23 protein-coding genes and 1 tRNA gene are annotated in these 24,026 nt (G+C 56.7%); 16 read left to right on the forward strand and 8 right to left on the reverse strand.

Going from position 1 to position 24,026, the window contains the following annotated elements; translation table 11 throughout:
* Positions 1-4 precede the first annotated feature (4 nt).
* The 4 genes from TG4357_RS06720 to TG4357_RS06735 all read left to right on the forward strand — a co-directional run bounded on the left by TG4357_RS06720 (position 5) and on the right by TG4357_RS06735 (position 4,241).
* On the forward strand, positions 5-1,147 hold the full coding sequence (locus TG4357_RS06720) for an ABC transporter ATP-binding protein (protein ID WP_058262092.1): 1,143 nt from the start codon (positions 5-7) through the stop codon (positions 1,145-1,147).
* A 10-nt stretch (positions 1,148-1,157) separates the two neighbouring features.
* Positions 1,158-2,060, forward strand: a complete 903-nt coding sequence (locus TG4357_RS06725; RefSeq protein ID WP_058262093.1) for an ABC transporter permease — start codon at positions 1,158-1,160, stop codon at positions 2,058-2,060.
* Positions 2,057-2,869: an ABC transporter permease gene (locus tag TG4357_RS06730; RefSeq protein ID WP_058262094.1), complete on the forward strand. Its 813-nt coding sequence runs from the start codon at positions 2,057-2,059 to the stop codon at positions 2,867-2,869. The genes TG4357_RS06725 and TG4357_RS06730 overlap by 4 nt, the downstream gene beginning before the upstream one ends.
* Before the next feature lie 280 nt (positions 2,870-3,149).
* On the forward strand, positions 3,150-4,241 hold the full coding sequence (locus TG4357_RS06735) for an extracellular solute-binding protein (RefSeq protein WP_058262095.1): 1,092 nt from the start codon (positions 3,150-3,152) through the stop codon (positions 4,239-4,241).
* A 147-nt stretch (positions 4,242-4,388) separates the two neighbouring features.
* On the opposite strand, the gene TG4357_RS06740 is transcribed toward TG4357_RS06735, so the two are convergent.
* Positions 4,389-4,465, reverse strand: a tRNA-Arg gene (locus tag TG4357_RS06740).
* 94 nt (positions 4,466-4,559) lie between these two features.
* Between TG4357_RS06740 and TG4357_RS06745 the strand changes: the two genes are divergently transcribed.
* Positions 4,560-5,585: a LacI family DNA-binding transcriptional regulator gene (locus TG4357_RS06745; protein WP_058262096.1), complete on the forward strand. Its 1,026-nt coding sequence runs from the start codon at positions 4,560-4,562 to the stop codon at positions 5,583-5,585.
* Here the strand turns inward: TG4357_RS06745 and TG4357_RS06750 are convergent, their stop codons facing one another.
* Positions 5,586-6,260, reverse strand: coding sequence for a winged helix-turn-helix domain-containing protein (locus TG4357_RS06750; RefSeq protein ID WP_058262097.1), 675 nt, complete (start codon positions 6,258-6,260; stop codon positions 5,586-5,588).
* A gap of 1 nt (position 6,261) precedes the next feature.
* Positions 6,262-6,555 (reverse strand): hypothetical protein, encoded by a 294-nt coding sequence (locus TG4357_RS06755; RefSeq protein WP_058262408.1) that lies wholly within the window; start codon positions 6,553-6,555, stop codon positions 6,262-6,264.
* A gap of 183 nt (positions 6,556-6,738) precedes the next feature.
* Here TG4357_RS06755 and TG4357_RS06760 point away from each other — a divergent pair, with 183 nt between their 5' ends.
* From TG4357_RS06760 to TG4357_RS06770, 3 genes are all read left to right on the forward strand, one after another.
* Positions 6,739-7,233, forward strand: coding sequence for a hypothetical protein (locus tag TG4357_RS06760; protein WP_058262098.1), 495 nt, complete (start codon positions 6,739-6,741; stop codon positions 7,231-7,233).
* Between the two features lie 69 nt (positions 7,234-7,302).
* A complete protein-coding gene (gene rnhB, locus TG4357_RS06765) occupies positions 7,303-7,920 on the forward strand; it encodes a ribonuclease HII (RefSeq protein WP_058262099.1) in 618 nt (205 codons plus the stop codon).
* 105 nt (positions 7,921-8,025) lie between these two features.
* Entirely contained in the window at positions 8,026-9,129 is a 1,104-nt protein-coding gene (locus TG4357_RS06770) for a site-specific DNA-methyltransferase (protein ID WP_074646753.1), read from the forward strand.
* 186 nt (positions 9,130-9,315) lie between these two features.
* Here the strand turns inward: TG4357_RS06770 and TG4357_RS06775 are convergent, their stop codons facing one another.
* Together TG4357_RS06775 and mutY are read right to left on the reverse strand one after the other, a co-directional pair.
* Positions 9,316-10,452 carry an alkane 1-monooxygenase gene (locus tag TG4357_RS06775; protein WP_058262100.1) on the reverse strand — a complete coding sequence of 379 codons (1,137 nt, stop codon included), beginning with the start codon at positions 10,450-10,452 and terminating at the stop codon, positions 9,316-9,318.
* Between the two features lie 39 nt (positions 10,453-10,491).
* On the reverse strand, positions 10,492-11,568 hold the full coding sequence (gene mutY, locus TG4357_RS06780) for an A/G-specific adenine glycosylase (RefSeq protein WP_074646752.1): 1,077 nt from the start codon (positions 11,566-11,568) through the stop codon (positions 10,492-10,494).
* 81 nt (positions 11,569-11,649) lie between these two features.
* Between mutY and TG4357_RS06785 the strand changes: the two genes are divergently transcribed.
* The 3 genes from TG4357_RS06785 to TG4357_RS06795 are packed head-to-tail and all read left to right on the forward strand — an operon-like array spanning position 11,650 to position 13,957.
* The gene (locus tag TG4357_RS06785) at positions 11,650-12,162 is read left to right on the forward strand and encodes a DUF721 domain-containing protein (RefSeq protein WP_058262102.1); all 513 of its coding nucleotides are present in this window, start codon (positions 11,650-11,652) and stop codon (positions 12,160-12,162) included.
* A 14-nt stretch (positions 12,163-12,176) separates the two neighbouring features.
* Positions 12,177-12,833, forward strand: coding sequence for a DsbA family protein (locus tag TG4357_RS06790; RefSeq protein WP_058262103.1), 657 nt, complete (start codon positions 12,177-12,179; stop codon positions 12,831-12,833).
* Complete coding sequence (locus TG4357_RS06795; RefSeq protein WP_058262104.1) at positions 12,833-13,957, forward strand: CaiB/BaiF CoA transferase family protein; 1,125 nt, start codon at positions 12,833-12,835, stop codon at positions 13,955-13,957. Before TG4357_RS06790 ends, TG4357_RS06795 begins: the two co-directional genes overlap by 1 nt.
* 72 nt (positions 13,958-14,029) lie before the next feature.
* On the opposite strand, the gene TG4357_RS06800 is transcribed toward TG4357_RS06795, so the two are convergent.
* The gene (locus TG4357_RS06800; RefSeq protein ID WP_058262105.1) at positions 14,030-14,683 is read right to left on the reverse strand and encodes a YggS family pyridoxal phosphate-dependent enzyme; all 654 of its coding nucleotides are present in this window, start codon (positions 14,681-14,683) and stop codon (positions 14,030-14,032) included.
* Between the two features lie 141 nt (positions 14,684-14,824).
* On the opposite strand from TG4357_RS06800, the gene TG4357_RS06805 reads away from it, so the two are divergent.
* Complete coding sequence (locus TG4357_RS06805; RefSeq protein ID WP_058262106.1) at positions 14,825-16,585, forward strand: tetratricopeptide repeat-containing sulfotransferase family protein; 1,761 nt, start codon at positions 14,825-14,827, stop codon at positions 16,583-16,585.
* Between the two features lie 157 nt (positions 16,586-16,742).
* Here TG4357_RS06805 and TG4357_RS06810 read toward each other — a convergent pair whose 3' ends face one another.
* Positions 16,743-17,615, reverse strand: coding sequence for a porin (locus TG4357_RS06810; protein WP_058262107.1), 873 nt, complete (start codon positions 17,613-17,615; stop codon positions 16,743-16,745).
* Between the two features lie 290 nt (positions 17,616-17,905).
* Here TG4357_RS06810 and TG4357_RS06815 point away from each other — a divergent pair, with 290 nt between their 5' ends.
* The gene (locus TG4357_RS06815; RefSeq protein WP_058262108.1) at positions 17,906-18,424 is read left to right on the forward strand and encodes a DUF3576 domain-containing protein; all 519 of its coding nucleotides are present in this window, start codon (positions 17,906-17,908) and stop codon (positions 18,422-18,424) included.
* Positions 18,425-18,515: 91 nt separating this feature from the next.
* Here TG4357_RS06815 and TG4357_RS06820 read toward each other — a convergent pair whose 3' ends face one another.
* Positions 18,516-19,775 carry a glycosyltransferase family 4 protein gene (locus tag TG4357_RS06820; RefSeq protein WP_058262109.1) on the reverse strand — a complete coding sequence of 420 codons (1,260 nt, stop codon included), beginning with the start codon at positions 19,773-19,775 and terminating at the stop codon, positions 18,516-18,518.
* A 146-nt stretch (positions 19,776-19,921) separates the two neighbouring features.
* Between TG4357_RS06820 and leuS the strand changes: the two genes are divergently transcribed.
* The 3 genes from leuS to holA are packed head-to-tail and all read left to right on the forward strand — an operon-like array spanning position 19,922 to position 23,980.
* Positions 19,922-22,477, forward strand: coding sequence for a leucine--tRNA ligase (gene leuS, locus TG4357_RS06825; protein WP_058262410.1), 2,556 nt, complete (start codon positions 19,922-19,924; stop codon positions 22,475-22,477).
* The gene (gene lptE / locus TG4357_RS06830) at positions 22,464-22,958 is read left to right on the forward strand and encodes an LPS assembly lipoprotein LptE (RefSeq protein WP_058262110.1); all 495 of its coding nucleotides are present in this window, start codon (positions 22,464-22,466) and stop codon (positions 22,956-22,958) included. The genes leuS and lptE overlap by 14 nt, the downstream gene beginning before the upstream one ends.
* Entirely contained in the window at positions 22,955-23,980 is a 1,026-nt protein-coding gene (gene holA, locus TG4357_RS06835) for a DNA polymerase III subunit delta (protein ID WP_058262111.1), read from the forward strand. Before lptE ends, holA begins: the two co-directional genes overlap by 4 nt.
* Positions 23,981-24,026 lie beyond the last annotated feature (46 nt).

Here is a 24,026-nt window from a genome sequence, read left to right on the forward strand (position 1 = left end):
GACAATGGCTCTGCTGAACGATACATCTACCCAGTTTTCCCCGTGGACCGACCGGTCGGCAACGCCGCTGATCCGTTTTGACGGAGTGACCAAACGGTTCGGGGATTTCACAGCAATCGACAATCTGAACCTTGATATCTACCCGCAGGAATTCTTTGCACTGCTCGGCCCATCGGGTTGTGGCAAGACGACCATGATGCGTATGCTGGCCGGATTTGAAACCGCCACAGAAGGTGAAATCTGGCTCAATGGGGCGCAAATTGGCGATGTGCCGCCAAACAAACGCCCCGTTAACATGATGTTTCAAAGCTATGCTTTGTTCCCTCATCTCAAAGTCTGGGACAACATCGCTTTTGGTCTGCGCCGTCAGGGCCTGCCAAAAAATCAGATCGGTCCTCGGGTCGAAGAGATGCTGCGCCTCACCCGGCTAGAAAAATTCGCCAGCCGCCGTCCCGATCAAATTTCCGGGGGACAGCGCCAAAGGGTGGCCCTTGCCCGGGCGTTGGCCAAAGCTCCGAAGCTCCTGCTGCTGGACGAACCGCTGGCGGCTTTGGATAAAAAACTGAGACAAGATACCCAGTTCGAACTGATGGATATCCAGGAACGCACTGGGACCACTTTTGTGATCGTGACCCATGACCAAGAAGAGGCGATGACCGTTGCCAGCCGCATTGCTGTGATGGATCACGGCAAATTGGTTCAAGTAGACACGCCGGACCGGATCTATGAAGCGCCCTTATCCACCTATGTTGCGGATTTCATCGGTGATGTGAACCTAGTCGAGGGCACCGTCACCGCAATCGACGGAGAATCCTGCACCGTGGCATTTGCCGAAGGTCAGCCAGCGCTGAACGTCATATCCGAAACAAGGGTAGAAATGGGCCAACGTGTCTTTTTGGCGCTTCGACCGGAAAAAGTTTGCGTGGGCGCAACAGCAGAAAAGAACACCCAAAATGCACTGACTGGTACGGTGACCGACATTGCCTATACCGGCAATGTGTCAACCTTTCACGTCACATTGGCGTCTGGGCATGTGATCAAGGCGCAGGCCTCCAATGGGCGCCGCCTGTCGCGGCGCACGATCAACTGGAATGACCGCATCGTCCTGAGCTGGACGGATACGGCCGGCGTTCTGTTAAAGAAATGAGGGGGATGTTGTGAACAAGCGTCGAGCCATCCTGATTTTCATCCCCTTCGCGTGGTTGCTGATTTTCTTTGCCGTGCCGCTGTTCATGGCGTTCAAAATTTCTTTGTCCCATTCTGTTACCGCGATACCTCCCTATGCTCCGACTTTTGGCCTGTCAGAGGGTTGGGCCGGGTTTAAGGATGCGCTTTCCCGGCTGACGCTGGATAACTACCGGTTCCTGATCTCGGACAGCCTGTATCTAAAGGCCTACCTGTCCAGCGTGGGCGTGGCGCTGAAAGCCACGATTTTGACGCTGCTGGTGGGATATCCCATGGCCTATGGCATGGCCCGTGCCACACCACAGACCCGGATGGTGTTGTTGTTTTTAGTGATCTTGCCGTTCTGGACCTCCTTTCTTGTGCGCATCTATTCGTGGATCGGGATCTTGTCGAATGAAGGCATGCTAAACCAACTGTTTATGTTCTTGGGACTGACAGACGGGCCGATCAAGATGCTGAACACACCGTTCGCGATCTATATCGGCATCATCTATGCCTATCTGCCATTCATGGTGCTGCCGCTCTATGCGACGTTGGAAAAGATGGATCTATCGCTGAATGAGGCGGCGATGGATTTGGGATGCTCACGGCCCAAAGCATTTTGGTTGGTCACTGTGCCGCTCTCGCTGCCGGGGATCGTGGCAGGGTGCTTTTTGGTATTTATCCCGGCGATCGGAGAATTCGTGATCCCGACACTGCTGGGCGGTTCATCCAAGTTGATGATCGGCAAGGTCTTGTTCGAAGAGTTCTTTTCAAACCGTGATTGGCCTTTGGCTGCGGCTGTGGCGGTCGTGTTGCTGCTGTTGCTGGTGGTGCCAATCGTGTTGTTCCAACGGAGCCAGGAATTTGAACAAAACAAGGAGCTGCAACGATGAACACGCAGATGTCTTGGGTCAATAAGCTTTCTGTCACCCTGGGGTTCATGTTCTTGTATGTTCCGATGGTGATCGTCGTCATCTACAGCTTCAACAAGTCCAAGCTGGTCACGATCTGGGGAGGTTGGTCGATCAAATGGTACGGCGAACTGGCCCGCAACGAAGCGTTCCTTAGCTCCGCGATCATCTCATTCAAGATTGCATTGGTTGTGGCGACACTGGCGGTGATCCTTGGCGCTATGGCCGCTTTTGTATTGGTCCGCGCCGGGCGATTTTGGGGCCGAACCCTGTTTTCAGCGCTGATCTATGCGCCGCTGGTAATGCCGCCGGTAATCACGGGTCTGTCGATGTTGCTGCTGTTCATCGGGGTCAACTTGGATCGCGGTATGAATACGATCATTATCGCGCAAACCACACTTGCAATCAGCTTTGTCGCTGTGGTGATCGCGTCGCGCCTGCTGTCGTATGATCAAGCCTTGGACGAAGCAGCGCTGGATCTGGGGGCCACCCATTTCGAAACCTTCCGCTTGGTGACGTTGCCGATCATTGCACCTGCGGTGATTTCGGGCTGGCTGTTGGCGTTTTCCATGTCGCTGGACGATTTGGTCATCGCCTCGTTCACCTCTGGGCCGAATGCCACAACGCTGCCGCTGCGCCTATATTCGACGGTTCGTTCTGGCGTGTCGCCGCAAATTAACGCGCTATCGACCATCGTGATCGCCATTGTCAGCCTCGGCATGCTGTCAGCTTGGCTGATCACCGTTCGATCGCATCGGCGAATGCAAGCCAACGAAGGGATAGCTGATTAATGACGCGACGCTTCCCTGTTCACGCTTTTGTGGAAAACGTTTCTCGCCTGTCCGGCGCGGCTTCGGTGCCAATTTGGACCGGAGCAAGGTCACAACCACAAAACGAGGATAGTTCTTTGAAGCTCAAGGCAGGTCTCTCGACTGCATGCCGTTCTTGTGGCTTGGCCGGTACCGCCAAAGCAAATGCGGAATAGCTGGCCTGTGACGAAATACCGTTCGAATTCTCGTTGAACATCCACACGATGTTTAGCGGCTGATTGCAACAAAGGAGACCAAAGAAATGACCACTTCAATATTCAAAATGACTCTTGCCGCATCAGTGTGCCTGATGGCAACCGGCGCTGCGGCTGAGGGTGAGTTGAAACTGTTTGCATGGCAGGACTTGTTCTCGCCCGAACTCATCGCAGAATTCGAAGACAAGACCGGCTACAAGGTAACCTATGACAGCTACGACAGCGACGAGACACTGGAAACACGGCTGCTGACGGGTGACACGGGCTATGACGTAATCGTGCCCTCGGCCACGCCGTTTCTAGCGCGCCAAATCAAGGCGGGTGCGGTCGAAAAGATCGACAAAACGCTTGTCCCCAACTTTGATAATCAGGATCAGAACCTGCTGAGATTGATGGCGCGGGCAGACCCCGGTTTGGAATACGCCGTGATCGGCGGCTGGGGCACCACTGGCATGGGGTTGAACGTTACCAAAGTGCGGGAGTTGCTGCCTGATGCCCCGCTTGACAGCTATGATCTGATCTTTAAGCCTGAATATGCCAGCAAGCTGTCAGAATGCGGGGTGTCCTTAGTCGATTCTGCCACGGATGTGGTCCCGATTGCGTTGAACTATCTGGGGCTAGACCCGGAATCACAGGATCCTGCCGATCTGAACAAGGCGATGGAACTGCTGGACGGAATTCGCCCTTATGTGGAATTCGACAAGGGCCGGATGATGACCGATACTGCTCAGGGCAACATTTGCGCCTCTATCGCTTGGTCCGGTGATATCGTCGTGGCTGGACTGCGTGCCGCCGAAGCAGGTCAAACCGACGAGATCCGCTATGTTATGCCCAAGGAAGGCACCATGGCTTGGTTCACGGCAATTGCCATCCCGCGCAATGCACCCAACCCCGACGCCGCCAATGCTTTCTTGGACTTTACACTGGAACCGTCAGTGGCCGCGCGGATGACCCTGAACCTTGGATATGCCAACGGTGTTCCGGCCTCTCGTGATATGCTGCCGCCGGAAATGGCGGCAAGCGAGGTTGTGTTCCCGTCCGAAGATGTTCTCAGGACGCTGTTCGTCGCGGGGGCCGTCGAAGACACCCTGACCCGTCAGCGCAACCGCGCTTGGACCAAATTCCGCTCCGGTGAATAATTGAAGCGGCCCCGGGTTTCCTCGCCCGCTCGGGGTCGCAAAATGCGGGTGCAATCCTTAGTCATGGAAAGAAATGGCAACCGCTAGAACCGCGAAACCACCTTGTCCATCAAGGGCATACTTTGTTTTTCTGGCTCGAGAGTGAATTGGTGACCCCGGCAGGATTCGAACCTGCAACCTGCCCCTTAGGAGGGGGCTGCTCTATCCAGTTGAGCCACGGGGCCGCGCCCGATTGTCTTAGCCCGGCGGGATGGCTTGAACAAGTCCCGTGGTTCACGCTACCATTTACAAACCCTCGATAATTTCAGGACACCGGATTTGAGCCGCACTAACACCCGCCCGTTAACCCTGCGCGATGTTTCCGAAGCATCGGGCGTTTCGGAAATGACCGTCAGTCGGGTGTTGCGCAATCGCAGCGATGTGTCCGAAGCAACACGGGCAAAGGTTCTGAAAGCCGCGAAACAACTGGGGTATGTGCCCAACAAGATCGCCGGTGCGCTGGCCAGTCAGCGGGTCAATCTGATCGCCGTGATTATCCCGTCGCTGTCCAACATGGTGTTCCCGGAAGTGATGACCGGGATCAGCAAGGTTCTGGAAGAAACCGACTTGCAGCCGGTTGTCGGCGTGACCGATTACCTTCCCGAAAAGGAAGAAAAGGTGCTTTACGAAATGCTGTCCTGGCGCCCCTCGGGGGTGATCATCGCCGGGTTGGAACATTCCGACGCTTCGCGCGCCATGTTGCGGGCAGCAGGGATTCCAGTGGTCGAAATCATGGATGTCGATGGCGATCCGGTCGACGCTACGGTCGGTATTTCACATCGTCGTGCCGGTAAGGAAATGGGCCAGGCGATTCTCAAAGCCGGGTATAAGCGCATTGGCTTCATGGGCACCAAGATGCCGCTGGACCATCGCGCCCGCAAACGGTTCGAAGGCCTGACCCAGGCTTTGGCCAAGGGTGGGATCGAAGTGGCGGATCAGGAATTCTATTCCGGTGGATCGGCCTTGGCCAAGGGACGGGAAATGACGGCCGCCATGATGGAACGGACACCGGACCTGGATTTCCTATATTACTCCAACGACATGATCGGCGCTGGCGGGCTGCTTTATCTGATTGAAAAGGGGTATGACATCCCGACACAGATCGGGTTGGCCGGGTTCAATGGGGTCGAACTTTTGCAAGGTCTGCCGATGCAACTGGCAACCATGGACGCCTGCCGGCAGGAAATCGGCCGCAAGGCTGCGGAAATCGTCGTGGCGCGCACGGAAAACCCCGATATCGACATTGCTGATCGGATCGAATTAACGCCAACCATCAGCTACGGCGATACGCTGTCCAAAGCGTGATCAAATCATCCTGATCACATCTTTATCAACCGCCAGCATATAGCCCTTGCGGGCGATATTCTTGACCAGAAGCTCGCTAACCATCTGATTGCCCAGCGTATCCCGCAACCGCTTGATCCGGGTGGCACCTGCGGCTTCTTCGCAATTTTCACTGCTGCGGCCTGACACCATTGCTTCGATTTCGGCCCCCGACAACACGTCTTCGTCCATCCGCGCTTCGGCTAGGACCGACAGGGTTTCCATCGCCGCTGCAGTCAGCTTGAAACCCATGTTGTTCAGATAAACGGTATTTTCATCCCGGCTGATCAGCAGTGACGACACCTGAATCCCGGCCTGTTCGATCTGCATCATGCGCCGGTTCAAAGCCACCAGCATGACCAGAAACACCAATGCCGCGATCACCATCGCCGTAGCAAAAATCAACAACACGAATATCACCATCCGGTAACTGGTCAGTGTATCGGCAAAGGCCGTGCCCGATTGGGCCAGAATTTCAAGCAACTTGATTTCGGCCGCCGAGGTCAGATCGTCATTTTCGATGAACAATCGCTCCACCCGCGCATTGAATGCATTCGCATCGGGCAGGGTGAAATACAGCACCATTGCAGCCGCCAACAAAATTCCAACGATGATCGCTATCCCTAGGACGACGAACCGCGATCCAGACCGGCGCAAATCAGAAGCGGAGGAAATAGACACCGGCACTGCCCCTCCTTTCTTCCAAACCTTCAGGCCCGAACACCGACAGGATATTCAGCAAAATCCAGCCCTCCGCCGTCAGTCGGGATTTCAATTCGGATGTCGCACTGGATTTGCTGCAGGTTCCGGTAATCTGCGCCACACCATAGTGCAGGCGCAGCGGCGCATCCTGTTTGGCCTTGTAGTCGGCGTAACATTCCGTCTGCGCCAAGACCGGTGATCCCAGCGCGATGGTCAGTGCGATCAGTGATGTAACGACTATGTTTTTCATGCCGGTCACAATGCGCATGACCACGCCGTTATTCAATAACCAAGCAGGTTTACGCGCGGTGTTATCCGATAACAGGCTGGCGCTATTGCCTGTCAGCCGGAATCGACCGGATCGTGGAATTGCAAGGTTCGCGGCCCCCTTGGCCCCGGATCGGACCGAAACCCACATATCCAAGGAAACCCCATGTCCCGTAAATTCATTGCCACCATCCTGACGGCTTCGCTGGCGCTCACTTCGTTCACCGCCGTACCGGCGCGCGCCAGTGACCGCGATTTGGTGCAGTTTCTGGCCGGTGCCACCGCGCTTATCATCATCGGCTCGGCGCTGAGCGATTCGAATCGCCATACCACGGCAACCCAGCAACAGCCGCGCAATCAGGACCGTTACCGCCAGCAAGAAAATCGTCGCCATGAAGAAGATCGCCGTCGTCACGATGATTGGCGGTCGCCCGATCGCGGTCGCCGCGTCGCTGCCCTGCCCGGGGGCTGCTTGATCCAAGCGAATACCCAATATGGGCGCCAACGCGTGTTCGGCGCCCGCTGCCTAGAAGTGCATTATAGTCAAGCCAACCGTTTGCCAGATACGTGCCGCACACGAATCTCGGATCGCGATGGCCGTCGTCCCGGTTATCTGGCCAGTTGCCTGGCGCAGCGCGGCTTTCGTGTGAGACAGAACTGACGATCACGATCCGCCCCCCGTGACAAACCGGCTTGCAAAACCCCACGGATCGGGCTTTCTGCATTGGGTATGAGCAAACCGGATTACACATTCGAACACTCGGCGCACGCGCAAGGCTACTTGCGCGTCGCTGGCGTTGACGAGGTCGGGCGCGGCCCTTTAGCCGGACCGGTGACTGCCGCAGCGGTGGTGCTGAACCCTGATCATATTCCTGAGGGGCTGAATGATTCCAAGAAGTTGACGGCAAAAAAGCGGCAGGCCCTGCTGGAACAGCTACTGAAACATGCCGATGTCTCGGTCGCCCATGTCAGCGTTGAAGAAATCGACCAGCACAACATTTTGCGCGCCAGTCACATCGCGATGGATCGCGCCCTGAACGGGTTGATCATCCGGCCCGATTTCGCCCTGATCGACGGCAATATGATCCCGCGCGGGCTGAACATTCCGGCCCAGCCCATCATCAAGGGCGATGCGCTTTCACTGTCGATTGCAGCGGCTTCAATTGCGGCGAAAATAAGGCGCGACAAGGTGATGTGGGATTTGGCGCAACAGTTCCCCGGTTATGGATGGGAAACAAATGCCGGATATCCAACCAAAGCGCATCGTGAAGCATTGCGAAATCTGGGAGTGACCCCACATCATAGGCGTTCTTTCAAACCAGTACACAATATCTTGTATCAAGAGTAAATCGTAACCTACTGATTCAATAAAGAAATTGACCCGGAATCCGGTTTGACTCATCTTTGTCCCTAACCACAGAGCGCAAAAATGCGCCGGGTATTGAGGCAGAGAATGACAACGATGAACAAGAATAAGGGCGCGTCAGCGCTCCCTCTCAACACGATTCTGGCTGGAGACTGCATCGAAATGATGAACAGTCTGCCGGAAAATTCGATCGACCTGATCTTCGCAGACCCCCCTTACAACCTTCAGCTCAAAGGTGATTTGCACCGGCCTGACAACTCCAAGGTGGATGCCGTTGATGATCACTGGGATCAGTTTTCGTCCTTCGCCGTCTATGATCGGTTCACCCGCGATTGGCTTGCCGCCGCGCGCCGGGTGCTGAAGCCCAATGGCGCGCTTTGGGTGATCGGATCTTATCACAATGTGTTTCGCATGGGAGCCGAGTTACAGAACCAAGGTTTCTGGATTCTAAATGACGTGATCTGGCGCAAATCGAACCCGATGCCCAATTTCCGCGGCAAACGGTTCACCAACGCGCATGAAACCATGATCTGGGCCAGCAAATCAGAAGGTGGGAAATACACTTTCAACTATGAGGCACTGAAGGCGCTGAATGAAGGTATCCAGATGCGTTCAGACTGGGTGCTACCAATCTGCAATGGCGGTGAACGGTTGAAAGACGACAATGGCGAAAAGGCCCATCCAACCCAGAAACCAGAATCGCTGTTGCATCGGGTTCTGGTCGGCACCACAAATCCGGGCGATGTCGTGCTGGACCCGTTTTTCGGCACCGGCACCACCGGCGCTGTGGCCAAGATGCTGGGCCGCGATTTCATCGGTATCGAACGTGAAGAAGCCTATCGCAAGGTTGCTGAAAAACGTCTTGCCGCGACGCGTCGGTTCGACCGCGATGCGCTACAGGTCTCGATCAGCAAACGCGCCCAACCGCGTATTCCCTTCGGTCAATTGGTCGAACGCGGCATGCTGCGCCCGGGTGAAACCCTGGTCAATCCACGCGGCAAGACCGCCAAGGTGCGCGCCGATGGCACATTGATCGCAGGCGACACCCGTGGCTCGATCCATCAGGTCGGTGCCGCGCTGGAAGGCGCACCCAGCTGCAACGGATGGACTTACTGGAGCATCAAGCGCGAAGGCAAGGATGTGCCGATTGACCTGCTACGTCAACAGATCCGTTCGGAAATGGATCACTGAACCACATCCCAAACAATCAGTTACCGCCGGCACCCGTGGCCTGACACGGGGTGCCTTCCTGCCCCGCCCTCTCGGCGGGGCTTTTTTATCGGCGATTGGGGGCGCTTCCCCCGGAGTATTTCTGGAAAGCTGAAAGCCGGTTCTTCTTGGAAAAAACAGCCACACCGCAGGCAGGTTCGAGATTTTTCAGAGTCGCGGCAACGGTAAAGTTCCGTTTTTGTAAGGCGTCCAATCCTCGATCTCGGGATAGAATTTGCGCCGCCAGTCCCGCACCCGCGGGTTCATCCGCCGCCGCCATAGCGGCGGGATCATTGCCACCAGCGCCATCAGCGGATAGCCATAAGGCAGCTGCGGCGCCTCTGCCGCGTCGTAATTTTGCAGCAAAGGAAACCGGCGATCGGGTTTGTAATGGTGATCGGAATGGCGCTGCAGATTGATCAACAGCCAGTTCGTTGCCTTATGCGCCGCATTCCAACTGTGATGCGGTTTGACATGTTCGTATTTACCCCCGCCCAGATGTTTCCGCGTCAGCCCGTAATGTTCCACATAATTGGTTAGCTCCAACTGCCAAACCGCGCTGAGGGCCTGAACCGCGAACAAGAACAACCCTTCCCAGCCGCCCACGACAACCGCCAGAACAACAGCGGCAAGTTGAAGTGCACCATACCGCCAGAACGGGTTCGATCCGTGCAACACCGGTAGTTTGCGGCGCTCCAGCATCGCCCGTTCCGCCGCCCAGGCCGATTTCGGACAGTCCCGTAGCACCCGGACAAAATAGCGGTGAAACCCTTCGTTATAACGCGCCGTTACCGCATCGCGGGGCGTTCCGACATGGCGGTGATGCACCAGCAGATGTTCCGAGCGGAAATGCGAATAGAGAACTGTTGCCAGCAACAAATCACCCAGCCAGCGTTCCAGCCTGTTTTTCTGATGCATCAATTCATGGCTGTAAACGATCCCGACAGTCCCCGAAATCACCCCGACCCCGAAAAACAGAACCAGCTTTTCGACCAGCCCCAGATGATCCGCCCGGGTGGCATAGAAAATCATCCCGTAGACTGTGGTGAACTGGATCGGAAACCAGATCATCGTGATCAACCGATACCAGACCAAATCGGCATCCGGTGTGTTCGGGTCGGCGTTTTCTTGATTGAGTCCCAAGATCGCGTCAAGCAGCGTGAACAACCACCATGCCCAAAGCGGCAGCAGGATGGTCCAGCCGCCGCCCATTCCGGCACTGAACATCGCGACAGGTATCAGGCTCAACGACAACCAGAATGGCGCGGCATTGCGGAAAGCGCGCAGTTTTGTTGCGGGGATCATGCGGACACTCCATTCCCAGTCAAATGCAGGTTACGCGCGTCAGCTTTCATATTCGAACGAAGCGCGGGCAAGGTCAAATGCCTTTCGCATCACCGTGGGCAAATCCGACGGGCGGAACCGGTCATGGGGTATGAAAGCCCCCACATCCGGCTGCGCCTCGGGAGGAATTACCGCCACCCTTACTGCAAGCCGCAGATGGAAATGGGTAAAGGTATGACGCGCTTCGGCGCCCAGATCACGCCAATCGGCGGCAACCGGAGGGCTTTCTTGTGGCGGGATTTCAGCCCATTCCGATCCGGGCCATCCCAACATGCCGCCCAACAAGCCCTTGTCGGGGCGACGTTGCAACAAGAACGCCCCATCGGTGCGCCGCCCGACATAAGCAATGCCCAACCGGATTGGCTTGGGCTTCTTCGGCAGTTTCTTCGGCAACTGCTGCGCTGTCCCTTCAGAACGTGCAGCGCAGGGCGCGCGCCAAGGGCAGATGCCGCAAGCGGGCGATTTCGGGGTGCAGATCGTGGCCCCCAGATCCATCACCGCCTGCGCGTAGTCGCCAGGTCGCTGGCGTGGTGTCAGACGGCGGGCAAATTCGATCAATTCGGGCTTGGCAGTGGGCAGCGGTAGATGCAGATCATGAAGCCGCGCCATGACACGTTCGACATTGCCGTCGACCACGGTTTCCGGCAAGTCATATGCAATCGCGGCGATCGCAGCGGCAGTATAAGGTCCGATCCCCGGCAAACCCAGCAGGCCATCGCGCGTGGTGGGAAATTGCCCACCATGATCAGCCACCACCACACGAGCGCATTTCAGCAAATTTCGGGCCCGGGCATAATATCCCAACCCCGCCCAAGCCGCCATCACGTCTTCGTCCGCTGCCGCCGCCAGTGCGGTCACCGTGGGCCAGCGCATTGTGAAACGGTGGAAATAATCCTTCACGGCGGCAACCGTGGTCTGCTGCAACATGACCTCGGAAAGCCAGATCCGGTAAGGGTCGGGTGTGTCACCGGCACGGCGCGCCTGCGGACCAACGCGCCAAGGCATAATCCGTGCGTTTGCATCATACCAGGCCAACAGATCCTCTGCGTTTACCGCGCCTATTCCTTCGTCACGCAAACTTTATGCCCCGTTATGTTCTATTCGCTGGCGTCCTGCACCCGCCCTACTAAAATAGGGTCAGGATCAAGGATGCAAGTCATGGCCGTAAGACGCAGCACGACAAAAGGGTTCGCGCGCACCGCTTCGCTTCTGCAACAGCAGATCAAACATGCGGGGGCGACGCGTGGCTTTGCCGTGACTCGGTTGCTGACCCATTGGCCGGAAATCGCCGGTTCTGATCTGGCCGCAATCGCCCGCCCGGTCGAGGTGAAATATGGCCGTCAGGGCTTTGGTGCGACTTTAACAATCCTGACCACCGGCGCGCAGGCCCCGATGGTCGAGATGCAAAAAGAACAACTGCGTGAGCGGGTAAACAGCGTCTACGGCTATAATGCCATTTCGCGCGTCCGCATCACCCAAACCGCCCCGGTCGGATTTGCCGAGGGTCAGGCCGATTTTCGCTATGCTCAATCTGCCAGTCCCACCCCGGTCCCGCCCGATCCCGCCATTCGGCAGCAAGCCAGTGAGATCGCCCAAGGGGCAGAAGACGCAGCTTTGCGCACAGCCCTTGAAGCGCTGGCGCAGAACGTTCTATCCAAGACAAAACGTTAAGAAAGGTGTTCGATATGAACCGCAGATACGCCCTGGGCCTGATTGGGGCCGCCGCCGTTACCGCCGGCGCGCTGTCACTTGTCCCCCGTTCGTCCGGTCTGGCCGATTTTGGGGCTGCTTATGCCGCCGGAGAAGATGTGGACACATCGAGCATTCAGGAAATGGTGCTGGGGGCAGAAGACGCACCGGTGACGCTCATCGAATACGCGTCCTTCACCTGCCCGCATTGTGCCACCTTCAACAATGGCCCGCTAAAGAAGGTGAAAGCTGAATATATCGAAACCGGCAAGGTCAAGTTGATTTACCGCGATGTCTATTTCGACCGTCCCGGCCTGTGGGCGGCAATGATTGCGCGTTGCGATCCGAACCGGTTCTTCGGCATCTCTGACCTGCTCTATACCGGGCAGCACGACTGGATCGGTGATGGCAACCTGAAAACCATCGAACAGAACCTGCGCAAGATCGGTCTGGTGGCAGGATTGACCAAGGATCAACTGGACAACTGCCTGAGCGATGGGACCAAAGCGCAATCCCTTTATACATGGTTCCAGAAAAATGCCGAAACCGATGACATCTCTGGTACGCCGACCCTGATCATCAATGGTGAAAAGCACTCCAATATGACATACGAGGATTTGAAAGAGATCCTTGATCAAAAATTGGAGATGTAATGTCCGCACCTCTTGCGGGGCTCAAAGTTGTCGAGCTCGCCCGAATTCTGGCCGGCCCTTGGGCCGGTCAAACCCTGTCTGACCTTGGCGCCGATGTCATCAAGGTCGAAAGCCCCGACGGCGACGACACACGGCAATGGGGCCCGCCGTTCATCGAACGCGATGACGACAAGACCGCCTCTTATTTCCATTCCTGCAACCGTGGCAAGCAATCGATCACGGCCGATTTCCGTAGCGAAGAAGGTCAGGCGCAGGTGCGCGAATTGGTCAAGGATGCAGACATCCTGATCGAAAATTTCAAACTCGGCGGGCTGGCGAAATATGGGCTTGATTACCAAAGTCTGAAACAGGTCAATCCAAGGCTGATTTATTGTTCGATCACCGGGTTCGGACAGGATGGCCCTTACGCCCATCGTGCCGGCTATGATTACATCATCCAAGGTATGTCCGGGCTGATGTCGATCACCGGCGACCCGGACGGTCAGCCACAACGCGCGGGTGTGGCGGTTACGGATATCTTTACCGGTGTCTATTCTGTCGCTGGCATTCTGGCAGCGCTGTATCAACGCGAACGCACAGGCTTGGGGCAACATATCGATATGGCGCTTCTTGATGTCGCGGTCGCCGTCACCGCCAATCAGGGGATGAATTACCTCAGCACCGGCACGCCGCCGGGCCGAACCGGCAATTACCACCCGAACCTGACTCCATATCAGGTGTTCGACTGTTCTGACGGCTATATCATCATCGCCACCGGCAACGACGCACAGTATCAGCGTTTGTGCAGGCTGTTGGGGTTGAATTGGATGGCCGAAGCGCCGGAATTCCTGAAAAACGCCGATCGGGTGTCCAATCGTCCGAAAATGATCGATCTGCTGATGGCCGAAACCCGAAAACGCAGCAAGGCCGAGCTGTTATCAGGTTGTGAAGAGCATGGCATTCCAGCCGGTCCGATCAATGACATGACCGAAGTCTTTGCCGACCCGCAGGTGCAGGCGCGCGGCATGCAGATCGAACTTGATGGCATCCCCGGCATCCGGTCACCGTTCCGGTTTTCCAACGCCGAACTGAAGCTCGACCGGCCATCGCCAAAGCTGGGGCAAGGGAACGAAGACGGGAAATAGTTGCGTATGCGGCCTGAATTTCACCGCGAAATTCAGGCGCAAGCGTTTACGGTAACACTGTGGAAACGGCCGCTACCCGTAATCGCGTTCGCCGAAAATCGCAGAACCTACCCGCACATGGGTAGCGCCAAATGCGATAGCGCGTTCAAAATCGCTGCTCATCCCCATCGACAACCCGGACAGCCCGTTGCGTTCCGCGATCTTGCCCAGCAGCGCGAAATGCAGCGACGGTTCCTCATCTGCGGGCGGAATGCACATCAAACCGTGTACCGGCAGATCCATTTCGCGGCATTCCGATATGAAACCATCCGCCTCGACCGGCAGAATTCCAGCCTTTTGCGGTTCTTCTCCGGTATTGACCTGAATGAACAGATCCGGGCATTGGCCTAATTCCTGTGCCAAGCGGGCCAATGTCTTGGCCAGCTTTGGCCGGTCCAGCGAATGGATCGCTTCGAACAATCCCATCGCCTGACGCGCCTTGTTGGTTTGTAATGGCCCGATCAGATGCACTTCGACATTATCGAACCGCGCCCGGAAATCCGGCCATTTTCCCGCTGCTTCCTGCACCTTGTTTTCACCGAACAGCCGCTGGCCTTGTTCCAGCACCGTCTCGACCCGGTCATTGGGCTGCACCTTGGAGACCGCGATCAGTTTGACGCTGCCCGGCGCACGGCCTGCCTGGTTTTCCGCCTTTGCGACTCTTTCCTGGATTTCAATCAGTGACATATCGGCCCCTTGTTTCCCCCCGATAAAAACACCACTCGGACGGAAAAGAAAAGCGCCTTTGGCCTTTTCCAGAACCGGATTGAACGCGCTACGACACCTCTTTATATGGAAAGGGCATCTGCAGACAAAGAGGGTTCAGCGATGAGCATGGCGGCAAAGCAATTGGCGGACAAAGCCACGGCCCATCTGAATTCCGGTCGTCCCAAATCCGCCTTCAAGACTGCCAGGACCGGGATGAAACAATTCCCCAAGGAAACCTTCTTTGCCAATGTCTGTGGCATCGCCCTGGCCCAGCAAAACAACCAGCGTGAATCTATCCCCTATTTTCGCAAGGCGCTGCAACTTTACCCGACAAATATCGACGCCCAGAACAATCTGGTGCAGGCGCTTGTTTCCATCGGCCAGGCCGACAAGGCGCTGGCACTGATCGATAAATACATGTCGACCCGCAAGGATCACGATAATCTTCTGTATTTCAAAGCGATGGCGGAATCTCATTCGGGCGATCACACGGCGGCGGAATCGACGTTAAACAGCCTGCTTGCCGAGTATCCAAAGGTGGCGCGGGCGCATAATCTGTTGGGTGCGGTCCTGTTTTCGCTAGGGCGCGAAGATCAAGCGCTAACCGCATATGAAAAAGCTCTGGAAATCGATCCCAATTCGCCCGACACGCTGACCAACATGGCGCTGATTCAGGCCCGGGCCAATGAAATGGGGAAGGCGCTGGGCTATGTGGAAAAAGCGCTGACAATCAACCCCAAGCATTACCTGTCGCTGCAACGCTATGGCAATCTTCTGAACGAAAGCGGACAGACGGAAAAGGCGATTGAGACCTTCCATAAATTGCTACAGATAGAACCGCAATCACATGACGCGCTGCTGGAACTGGCCACGTTAAGTCCGGCCGCCGAGCAACCGGCGTTGCAACCCATAATCGATGCGGCCCTGCGCAAAGTGCCCAAAAACACGCTTGAACATGCCTTTATCAGCCTTGCCAAGGCAAAATCTGCGCTGAAGCTTGGCAATCACGCCGAAGCGGACAAATGGTTCGCGATCGGGAATGCCGAGTTTGCCGCCAAGGTTCCGTTCGATCAGGACCGAACCCGCACTGAATTAGAAGCTATTTGTGGGCATTTCCCGGCTGACCACTCAGCCCGGGTTGCAAACGAAGCGTTGTCACCGGCCCCGATTTTTGTTCTGGGATTACCGCGCTCCGGCACGACGCTGACCGAGCAGGTGATTTCTTCCCACCCGACGGTATATGGTGCCGGTGAACTGCCCGGTATTGAAAGGGGCAGCCGCCTGTTTCTGGACAAGAACACACCGTGGGATCTGCCGGCGGCACAGGAACTGGCGCATTTTTACCGGTCGTTTCTTCCGGAAATGCCCGCAGAAACAACGGCCTTCGTGGATAAGATGCCCGGAAATTACAAGCGGATCGGCTTTATCCTTTCCGCGCTCCCCAATGCCAAGATCGTCCACCTGATCCGCGATCCTCGGGAAGTCGCGCTGTCCATGTGGCATACGGTATTTTCGAATCCTGGTCAGGCTTACACCTTCGATCAGAAAACGATGGCGCAGGAACTGAACGATTACCGGCGCTATATGAACCACTGGAAATCGGTTTTCCCGGATCGCATTCTGGATCTTCGCTATCAGGACCTGGTATCCGATATCGAACAGGTCAGCAAAATTCTTGCGGATCACTGCGGGCTTGATTGGGTGCCGGACATGGCTCACCCGGAACGCAATGCCGGTGCCGTACGAACAGCAAGCGCCAACCAGGTCCGGCAACCGGTTCACCGTAAATCCTTGGCCAAGTGGAAACAGCACGAACAGGCCCTTACAGAGTTGATCACCAATCTCGATCCCGATCTGTGGCCCGAACTCGGCGAAGGCTGACATCCACCTTTTTTATAATTTCTGGAACCCGGACTGTGAGGCGCAGTTGCAACCGCGTCAAGCGGCGTGGCTTACTGCATTCTTTTCACAGCCAGACAAAAGAAAAGAGGCAGGCCGCAATGGCCTGCCTCTCTATAGGGTCGTTCGACTTCTAGGATTAGAAGTTGAACTTAACACCCAGATCGGCGCGGGTGGTGCCGTGAGTGTCGACAACACCGCCAACAATCGAAACACCGCCGCCGAGGCTGTGGCTTACGCCGATGCCGTATGCGGATTCGTCAACCTGAGCTTCATCCATCGCTGCATAAGCGGAGATGGTGGTTGCTGCGCCAACTGCGAACGAAGCCGACAGAGTTGCCGAAGTGTTGCTGTTGTTGTCTTGTGCAACTGCCAGACCCAGACCAACGTTGCCAACTTTACCGCCGGCGGTCAGAACCCACTCAGCATAGGTTGCTGCGTCGGAATCCTGGAAACCAGCCGCAACGGTCCAGCCGTTCATGCTGTAGGAAACAGCCAGTTCGGTACGGTCGATGGTCGAGTCGCCATACGACAGGTGTGCACCGAATGCGCCTGCAGAGTAGATGATTTCTGCGCCGTTGTTGCCGTTACCAGTCGAATCGTAGGTAACCGAATTGAAGTTGGTCACAACGTTCGAGTAACCCAGACCGGACAGGCCGAGCGAACCAGCGTAAATGCCGGGCATCGAGTCAAGTGCGCCCAGGATGTTGCCAGCAGCAACAGTCAGGCCGCCAGTGGTCACGTAGAAACGCGGTGCGTTCAGACCAGCAACGCCAGCTGCGGTGCCTGCATCGTCAGCCTGCATACGAACGCGTGCGCCGAACGTAACGCCACCGTCCGATTCGGTCGTTGCGTCGATGTTCATGCGGAAGCGCGATTCCAGACGGGTTTCCGGAGTTGCACCATCGATGTACAGAATGCCAAAACGGCCGTAGCCGCCGAACGAAACGTCTGCTGCAGCAACACCGGCGGTTGCGATCAGAGCAGTCGAAGCGAAGAGAACTTTTTTCATAGTTTTTCCCTCGGTTATTTTTAATCAAGCGCCCCAAAACGGGGAATCCGTTTGGGTATGCAGTTTCTCTCGCTCTTTTCGGGGTATCTTTGCAAGCGATGCGACCGGTTCCATCGCAAACCGGCCAAAGATGGTGCAGCTTTGCCACAGTCTTTTGGCCAGCCCATGAAACGTATCGGTTTCCCACCTGGATAGAGCACCAGTCCGACATACAGCACAGCCCACTAAACCCTTGCCCCCTTTCCCCCCCTTCGTTAGGACAGTTGCGAAGAAATGGACGGGGCAACGTCATGTCGATCACGCGTATTTCCAAGGTATGTATTGTCTTGCTGGCACTGACCGCAGTTGCCGCATGTGGCGGGCGCGGCCAGCCCCGCGCACCTGGTCAGCCTTTGATCGCAGGCGATGCCGAAGGATATATGGATCGCGAAGATGTCGGGAACCCGATCGAACGAAGCGACAAGAAAAATTCGATCTGGGACATTTTCAAAAAGAAAAACACGGACCTTCAGGTTTCGGTAAACCGTTATATCTGGAATGCATCGCTGGAAGTTCTGAATTTCCTTCCGGTGGAATCGGTCGATCCGTTCACCGGTGTAATCGTGATGGGTTATGGCACCCCTCCGGGCGGTGGACGGGCGTATCGCGCAACCGTCTATGTCAAAGATCCCGCGCTTGAGGCACGGTCGCTGATTGTTGCATTGCAAACGCGCGGTGGTCGTCCAGTTGGTGCCGATACCCAGCGCGCTGTCGAAGATGCGATTCTGGCCCGTGCGCGTCAGTTGCGCATTAAAGACGGCAACTTCTGATCCGATCCAGCAATACGCGATGTCAAAGGCACCGGTTTCCGGTGTCTTTTTCGTCGGCGGCCGACATTCCTGTCGTCGCGGATTTCAAATCCTAATCACCGACCGCGCCCGCGGTCATATTTGCCAACCTGTCGATCCATTGCATCTGTCGCGGCAAACAAACCGACTGCAAATCGTAATTTTCGACCACATGCCGCCGTGCTGCCTGTCCCAGCGTTGTGCGCATTTCGGCATCTTCCGCCAGCAGGCAAACTTCATCGACCAATGCTTCGCCATCGAAAAAATCGACCAGACGGCCATTTTCCCCGTGCCGGATCGCTTCTTTCAACGGGGCTGTGTTGCTGGCCACGATCGCGGCCTCGGCGCTCATCGCTTCGAACAGGGACCAACTGAGAACAAAAGGATAGGTCAGATAGACATGCACCCGGCTAACCTGCAACAGCGCGATAAATTTATCGTAGGGAATCCGGCCCAGGAAATGGACCCGTTCCCAATTCTGCGTCGGGATACGGCCCCGTACTTCGTCGATGAAAATCTGTTTCCAGCTCTGTCCTTTCGGGGGGCGAGCGCCATAACTGACCTCGTCTCCGCCGACGATCAGAACCTTGGCGTTTGGCCGTTCCTTTAAAAGTCGCGGCAGTGCGCGCATGAAAACGTGATAGCCACGATAGGGTTCCAGATTGCGGTTGACGAAGGTGATCACCTCGTCGTTCCGCGTCACGGTGGACCCGTCTGGCAACTGCAACAATGCCTCCGAATTCGGCACGACATGGCCCGTATCGATCCCATCATGGATCACACTGATCTTGTCGCGGAATTCCGGCGGAAACGTGCCGGCCTGAAATTCAGTCGGGCTGATACCAAGATCACCGATCTTGTAATGCATTTGATTGTTGAGATTCTTCAGCCGGATTCGTAACTTTTCGGTTTCTGACGCCTTGGTCTGGAATTCGGCATCGAACCCCACATGGTCGGACCCGGACAAATGATAAAGTTCATAATAAAGTCCGATACGTGCGGCGGGCCAGACATCGCGCAGGAACATGGTTTCGCCCCAACCGGGATGGCCGACGATGATATCGGGGCTGAATCCCTGATCCCGTAGGGCACAGGCGGCGTGGAAACAGGCTTCGGCCCGGATCACCTTGGTGTCGAAATCCAGCACCCAAGGATGAATGCCGGCCCCTTGTTTGCGCTTGATCCCATAAGGCAGAAGCCGCACCCCTTTCCAGGTCTGCGGTTCTTTCACCCGCAAGGTCAGGGCGACACATTGATGCCCCGCAGCGGCCAGAGCCGGTGCAAGATGTTTGTACTGGCCGGGAAAATTTTGATGAATGAAAAGGATTTTCATGTGGATGCCTGTTTGCTTTGCCCCTTTATAGCGCGCTAGTCCGCGCTGCAAAGACCGGCATTTTTACCTTTACCCACTGGACCGCAAGAAAAAGCCCGCATATCACCGCTTGCGACGATGCGATGCTCAAAGCCAAGGAATCCGATATGACCCGCTATTCTGCCGCCGACATCGAAGGTAAGTGGCAAGAGGCCTGGGAAAAGGCTGAAATCTTCAAAGCCGTGCGCAGCGCGGACAAGCCGAAATATTACGTGCTGGAAATGTTCCCCTACCCGTCGGGGCGCATCCATATCGGGCATGTGCGCAATTACACGATGGGCGACGTGATCGCGCGCTACAAGATTTCGACCGGCCATAACGTGCTGCACCCGATGGGATTCGACGCTTTCGGGATGCCGGCGGAAAACGCGGCGATGGCCAGCGGCGGCCACCCCAAGGATTGGACCTATAAGAATATCGACGACATGGTCGCGCAGATGAAGCCGCTGGGTTTCGGGCTTGACTGGTCGCGCATGTTCGCCACCTGCGATCCGGAATATTACGGTCAGCAGCAATCGATGTTCATCGACTTCATCGAAAAAGGGCTGGTTTACCGCAAGAACGCGGTGGTGAACTGGGACCCGGTCGACATGACCGTTCTGGCCAACGAACAGGTAATCGACGGCAAGGGTTGGCGATCCGGTGCCGAGGTGGAACGCCGCGAGTTGACGCAATGGTTTTTCAAGATCTCGGATTTTTCCGAAGAACTGCTTGATGCGCTGGACGGTTTGAATGATTGGCCCGCCAAGGTGAAGCTGATGCAGGCCAACTGGATCGGCAAGTCGCGCGGGCTGCAATTCGCCTTTTCGCTGATCGACGGACCGCATGGCGCGGACCGGGTCGAGGTTTACACCACCCGCCCCGACACTTTGATGGGCGCGTCCTTCGTCGGCATTTCCCCCGATCACCCGCTGGCCAAGACGCTGGAGCGCGACCGCGAAGACGTCGCCGCCTTCTGCGCCGAAGCGCGCAAGGGCGGGACCACCGAGGAAGCGCTGGAAAAAGCCGAAAAGCTGGGCTTCGACACCGGGTTGCGGGTGCGCCATCCGTTTGACGACGCTTGGGAACTGCCGGTCTATATCGCCAATTTCATCCTGATGGATTACGGCACCGGCGCGGTGTTCGGCTGCCCTGCACATGACGAACGCGATTTCGACTTTGCCACCAAATACGGGTTGCCGATCATCCCGACTTTTGAACCGGTCGAGGGGGATTACCCGGAAAAAACCGCCTTCGTGCCGCTGAAAAGCGAAAAGGTGCGTTACGTGAAAGGCTTCGCTGGCACTGAAGTTCAGACCGGAGAAGACGCCATCAACGCCGCCGTCGATTTCTGCGAATCCAAAGGCGTCGGTCAGGGTGTGACCAAATTCCGCCTGCGCGACTGGGGTCTGTCGCGGCAACGCTACTGGGGTTGCCCGATCCCGGTGGTGCATTGTGATACCTGTGGCGTGGTGCCAGAAAAGAAAGAAAACCTACCAGTCAAATTGCCCGACGATGTCAGCCTTGATATCCCCGGAAATCCACTGGACCGGCACCCGACCTGGCGCGATTGCACCTGCCCGAGATGCGGACAACCGGCACAGCGCGAAACCGATACGATGGATACATTCGTGGACAGTTCGTGGTATTTCGCCCGCTTCACCGCACCGCACGCCGAAACCCCGACCGACCTGGCCGAGGCCGAATACTGGATGAATGTCGACCAGTATATCGGCGGCATCGAACACGCGATCCTGCACCTGCTCTATTCGCGGTTCTTCGCGCGGGCGATGCATATCTGCGGTCATTTGCCGGAAAAATCGAAGGAACCGTTCAACGCGTTGTTTACCCAAGGCATGGTGACCCACGCGATTTACCAGACCAAGGATGCAAATGGGCGGCCAGTTTATCACTATCCCGAAGCGGTCGAACTTCGCGACGGCAAAGGGTATCTGGAAGATGCCACTGAAGTGGAAATCATCCCTTCGGCCAAGATGTCGAAATCTAAAAACAACGTGGTCGACCCGGTTCAGATCATCGAACAATACGGTGCCGATACCGCGCGTTGGTTCGTGCTGTCCGACAGCCCGCCGGAACGGGATGTGGAATGGACCGCAAGCGGTGCCGAAGCCGCCAGCAAACACTTGGCCCGCGTGTACCGCATCTGCGCCGAAATCGCGGCCAGCAATGACGCGGATAACGCCAAGGAAGACGAAACCTTGCTGCGCGCGATGCACAAGGCCATCCACGAAGTGACCGGCGGTATCGACAGTTTCGGCTTCAACACTTCGATCGCCAAACTTTATGGTTTCACCAACACGCTGGCGAAATCGAAAGCCGGCAAGACCGCCAAGACCGAAGCCGCCAAAACTCTGGCGCAGCTGATGTCACCGATGACCCCTCACCTGGCCGAAGAATGCTGGCAGATCCTCGGCGGCGAAGACCTGATCGCGCGGGCCGCATGGCCGGTGCCAGACGAGAAAATGATGGTCGACGAAACCGTTACCATGCCGATTCAAATAAACGGCAAACGCCGCGCGGAAATCAGCGTGGCCAAGGATATGCCGAAGGAAGAGGTTGAAAAACTGGTTCTGGAACACGAAGCTGTGCTCAAGGCTCTCGACGGGGGCCAGCCGAAGAAGCTGATCGTGGTGCCGGGACGGATCGTGAATGTGGTTGTCTGACCGAAGAAATTTCTTGTCGATCATGGCCGCCGTAGCCCTTGCAGGCTGCGGCTTCGCCCCGGTTTACGGTACCGGCGGGCCGGGCAATGCGTTGCTGAACAGCATTGCCGTTGCGGCCCCGAAAACGCGTGACGAACAAATCCTTGTTCGGGAAATCGAAACCCGTCTGGGGCGGTCGAATGACAGCCGCTATACACTAAGCTACACGCTAACTGTGCAAGAAGAGCGAATGGCGGTTTCCGCAACCAACATCACCACGCGGTTCAATCTTGTGGGGAATGCCGATTTCATCCTGACCGACACGGCATCAGAGCTGGTGATGACCCAAGGCAGCGTCAATCAGTTCACCGGCTATTCCGCCACCGGCACCACCGTGGCGACGCTGACCGCAGAACGCGATGCGCATGAAAGGTTGGCAAAAATTCTGGCCGACCAGATCGTCACCCGCCTGATTGCCGCCTCGCCCGGCCTGAGCCAATGAAACTGACCGGCCGCGATGCGAACCGGTATTTTACCAAGCCCGATCCAGCCCGGACCGGGCTGCTGATCTATAGCGCCGACGCGATGCGGGTCGCGCTGAAACGGCAAGAGGTCATAGAGGCACTTCTGGGGCCCAACGGCGAAGAGGAAATGCGGCTGAGCCGTATTCCCAGCGCCGAATTGCGCAAAGACCCGGCGATGTTGCTGGATGCCATCAAGGCCATCAGTTTTTTCCCCGGCCCGCGCGTGGCTTTTGTCGAAGACGCCACCGATACAATTGCCCCTGCCGTGGCCAACGCGTTGCAGGACTGGACCGCAGGCGACGCGCAAGTTGTCGTCACCGCAGGGCAGCTCAAGGCGACATCCAAGCTGCGCAAACTGTTTGAAAATCATTCCAACGCCTATGCAGTAGGGCTTTATGACGATCCCCCGTCGCGCGAAGAGATCGAGGCGGAACTGGCCCGGTCCGGACTGACCCGGATTGATCCGCAGGCAATGACCGATCTGACCACCCTCTCACGCGAATTGTCGCCCGGCGATTTCCGTCAAACGCTGGAAAAGCTGGCGCTTTACAAGTTGAACGATGGCGACCCGGCGAATTCCGCCGATGTCGCTGCCTGCGCGCCTGCAACCTCCGAAGCCGCGCTTGACGATATCCTTAATATCGTGGCCGAAGCCCGGTCGGGCGAAATTGGACCAATCCTGAACAAGCTGAAGGCACAAGGGGTCAACGCCGTCAGCCTGTGTATCAGTACCACCCGCCATTTCCGCACGCTTTACGCCGCGGCTGCCGATCCGGGTGGTGCGGCGAATGGCGTGGCGCGAATGCGTCCACCGATCTATGGCCCGCGCCGCGACCGGATGATCCGGCAGGCCCAGAACTGGGGTCCGGCCAAGCTGGAAACTGCGCTGACGATCTTGACCGACACCGACCTTAAGCTGCGGTCTGCCGGGCAACGCGCCCCCGCCATGGCACTGGTCGAACGGATGTTGATCCGGTTGGCGATGCTGGCGGCCAAATAATCGTTACGAAGCGTTCTGCTGGAAGTGTGTCTGATTTTACAGTCTG

This window comes from Thalassovita gelatinovora (assembly GCF_001458355.1).
Taxonomy (GTDB): Bacteria; Pseudomonadota; Alphaproteobacteria; order Rhodobacterales; family Rhodobacteraceae; genus Thalassobius; species Thalassobius gelatinovorus.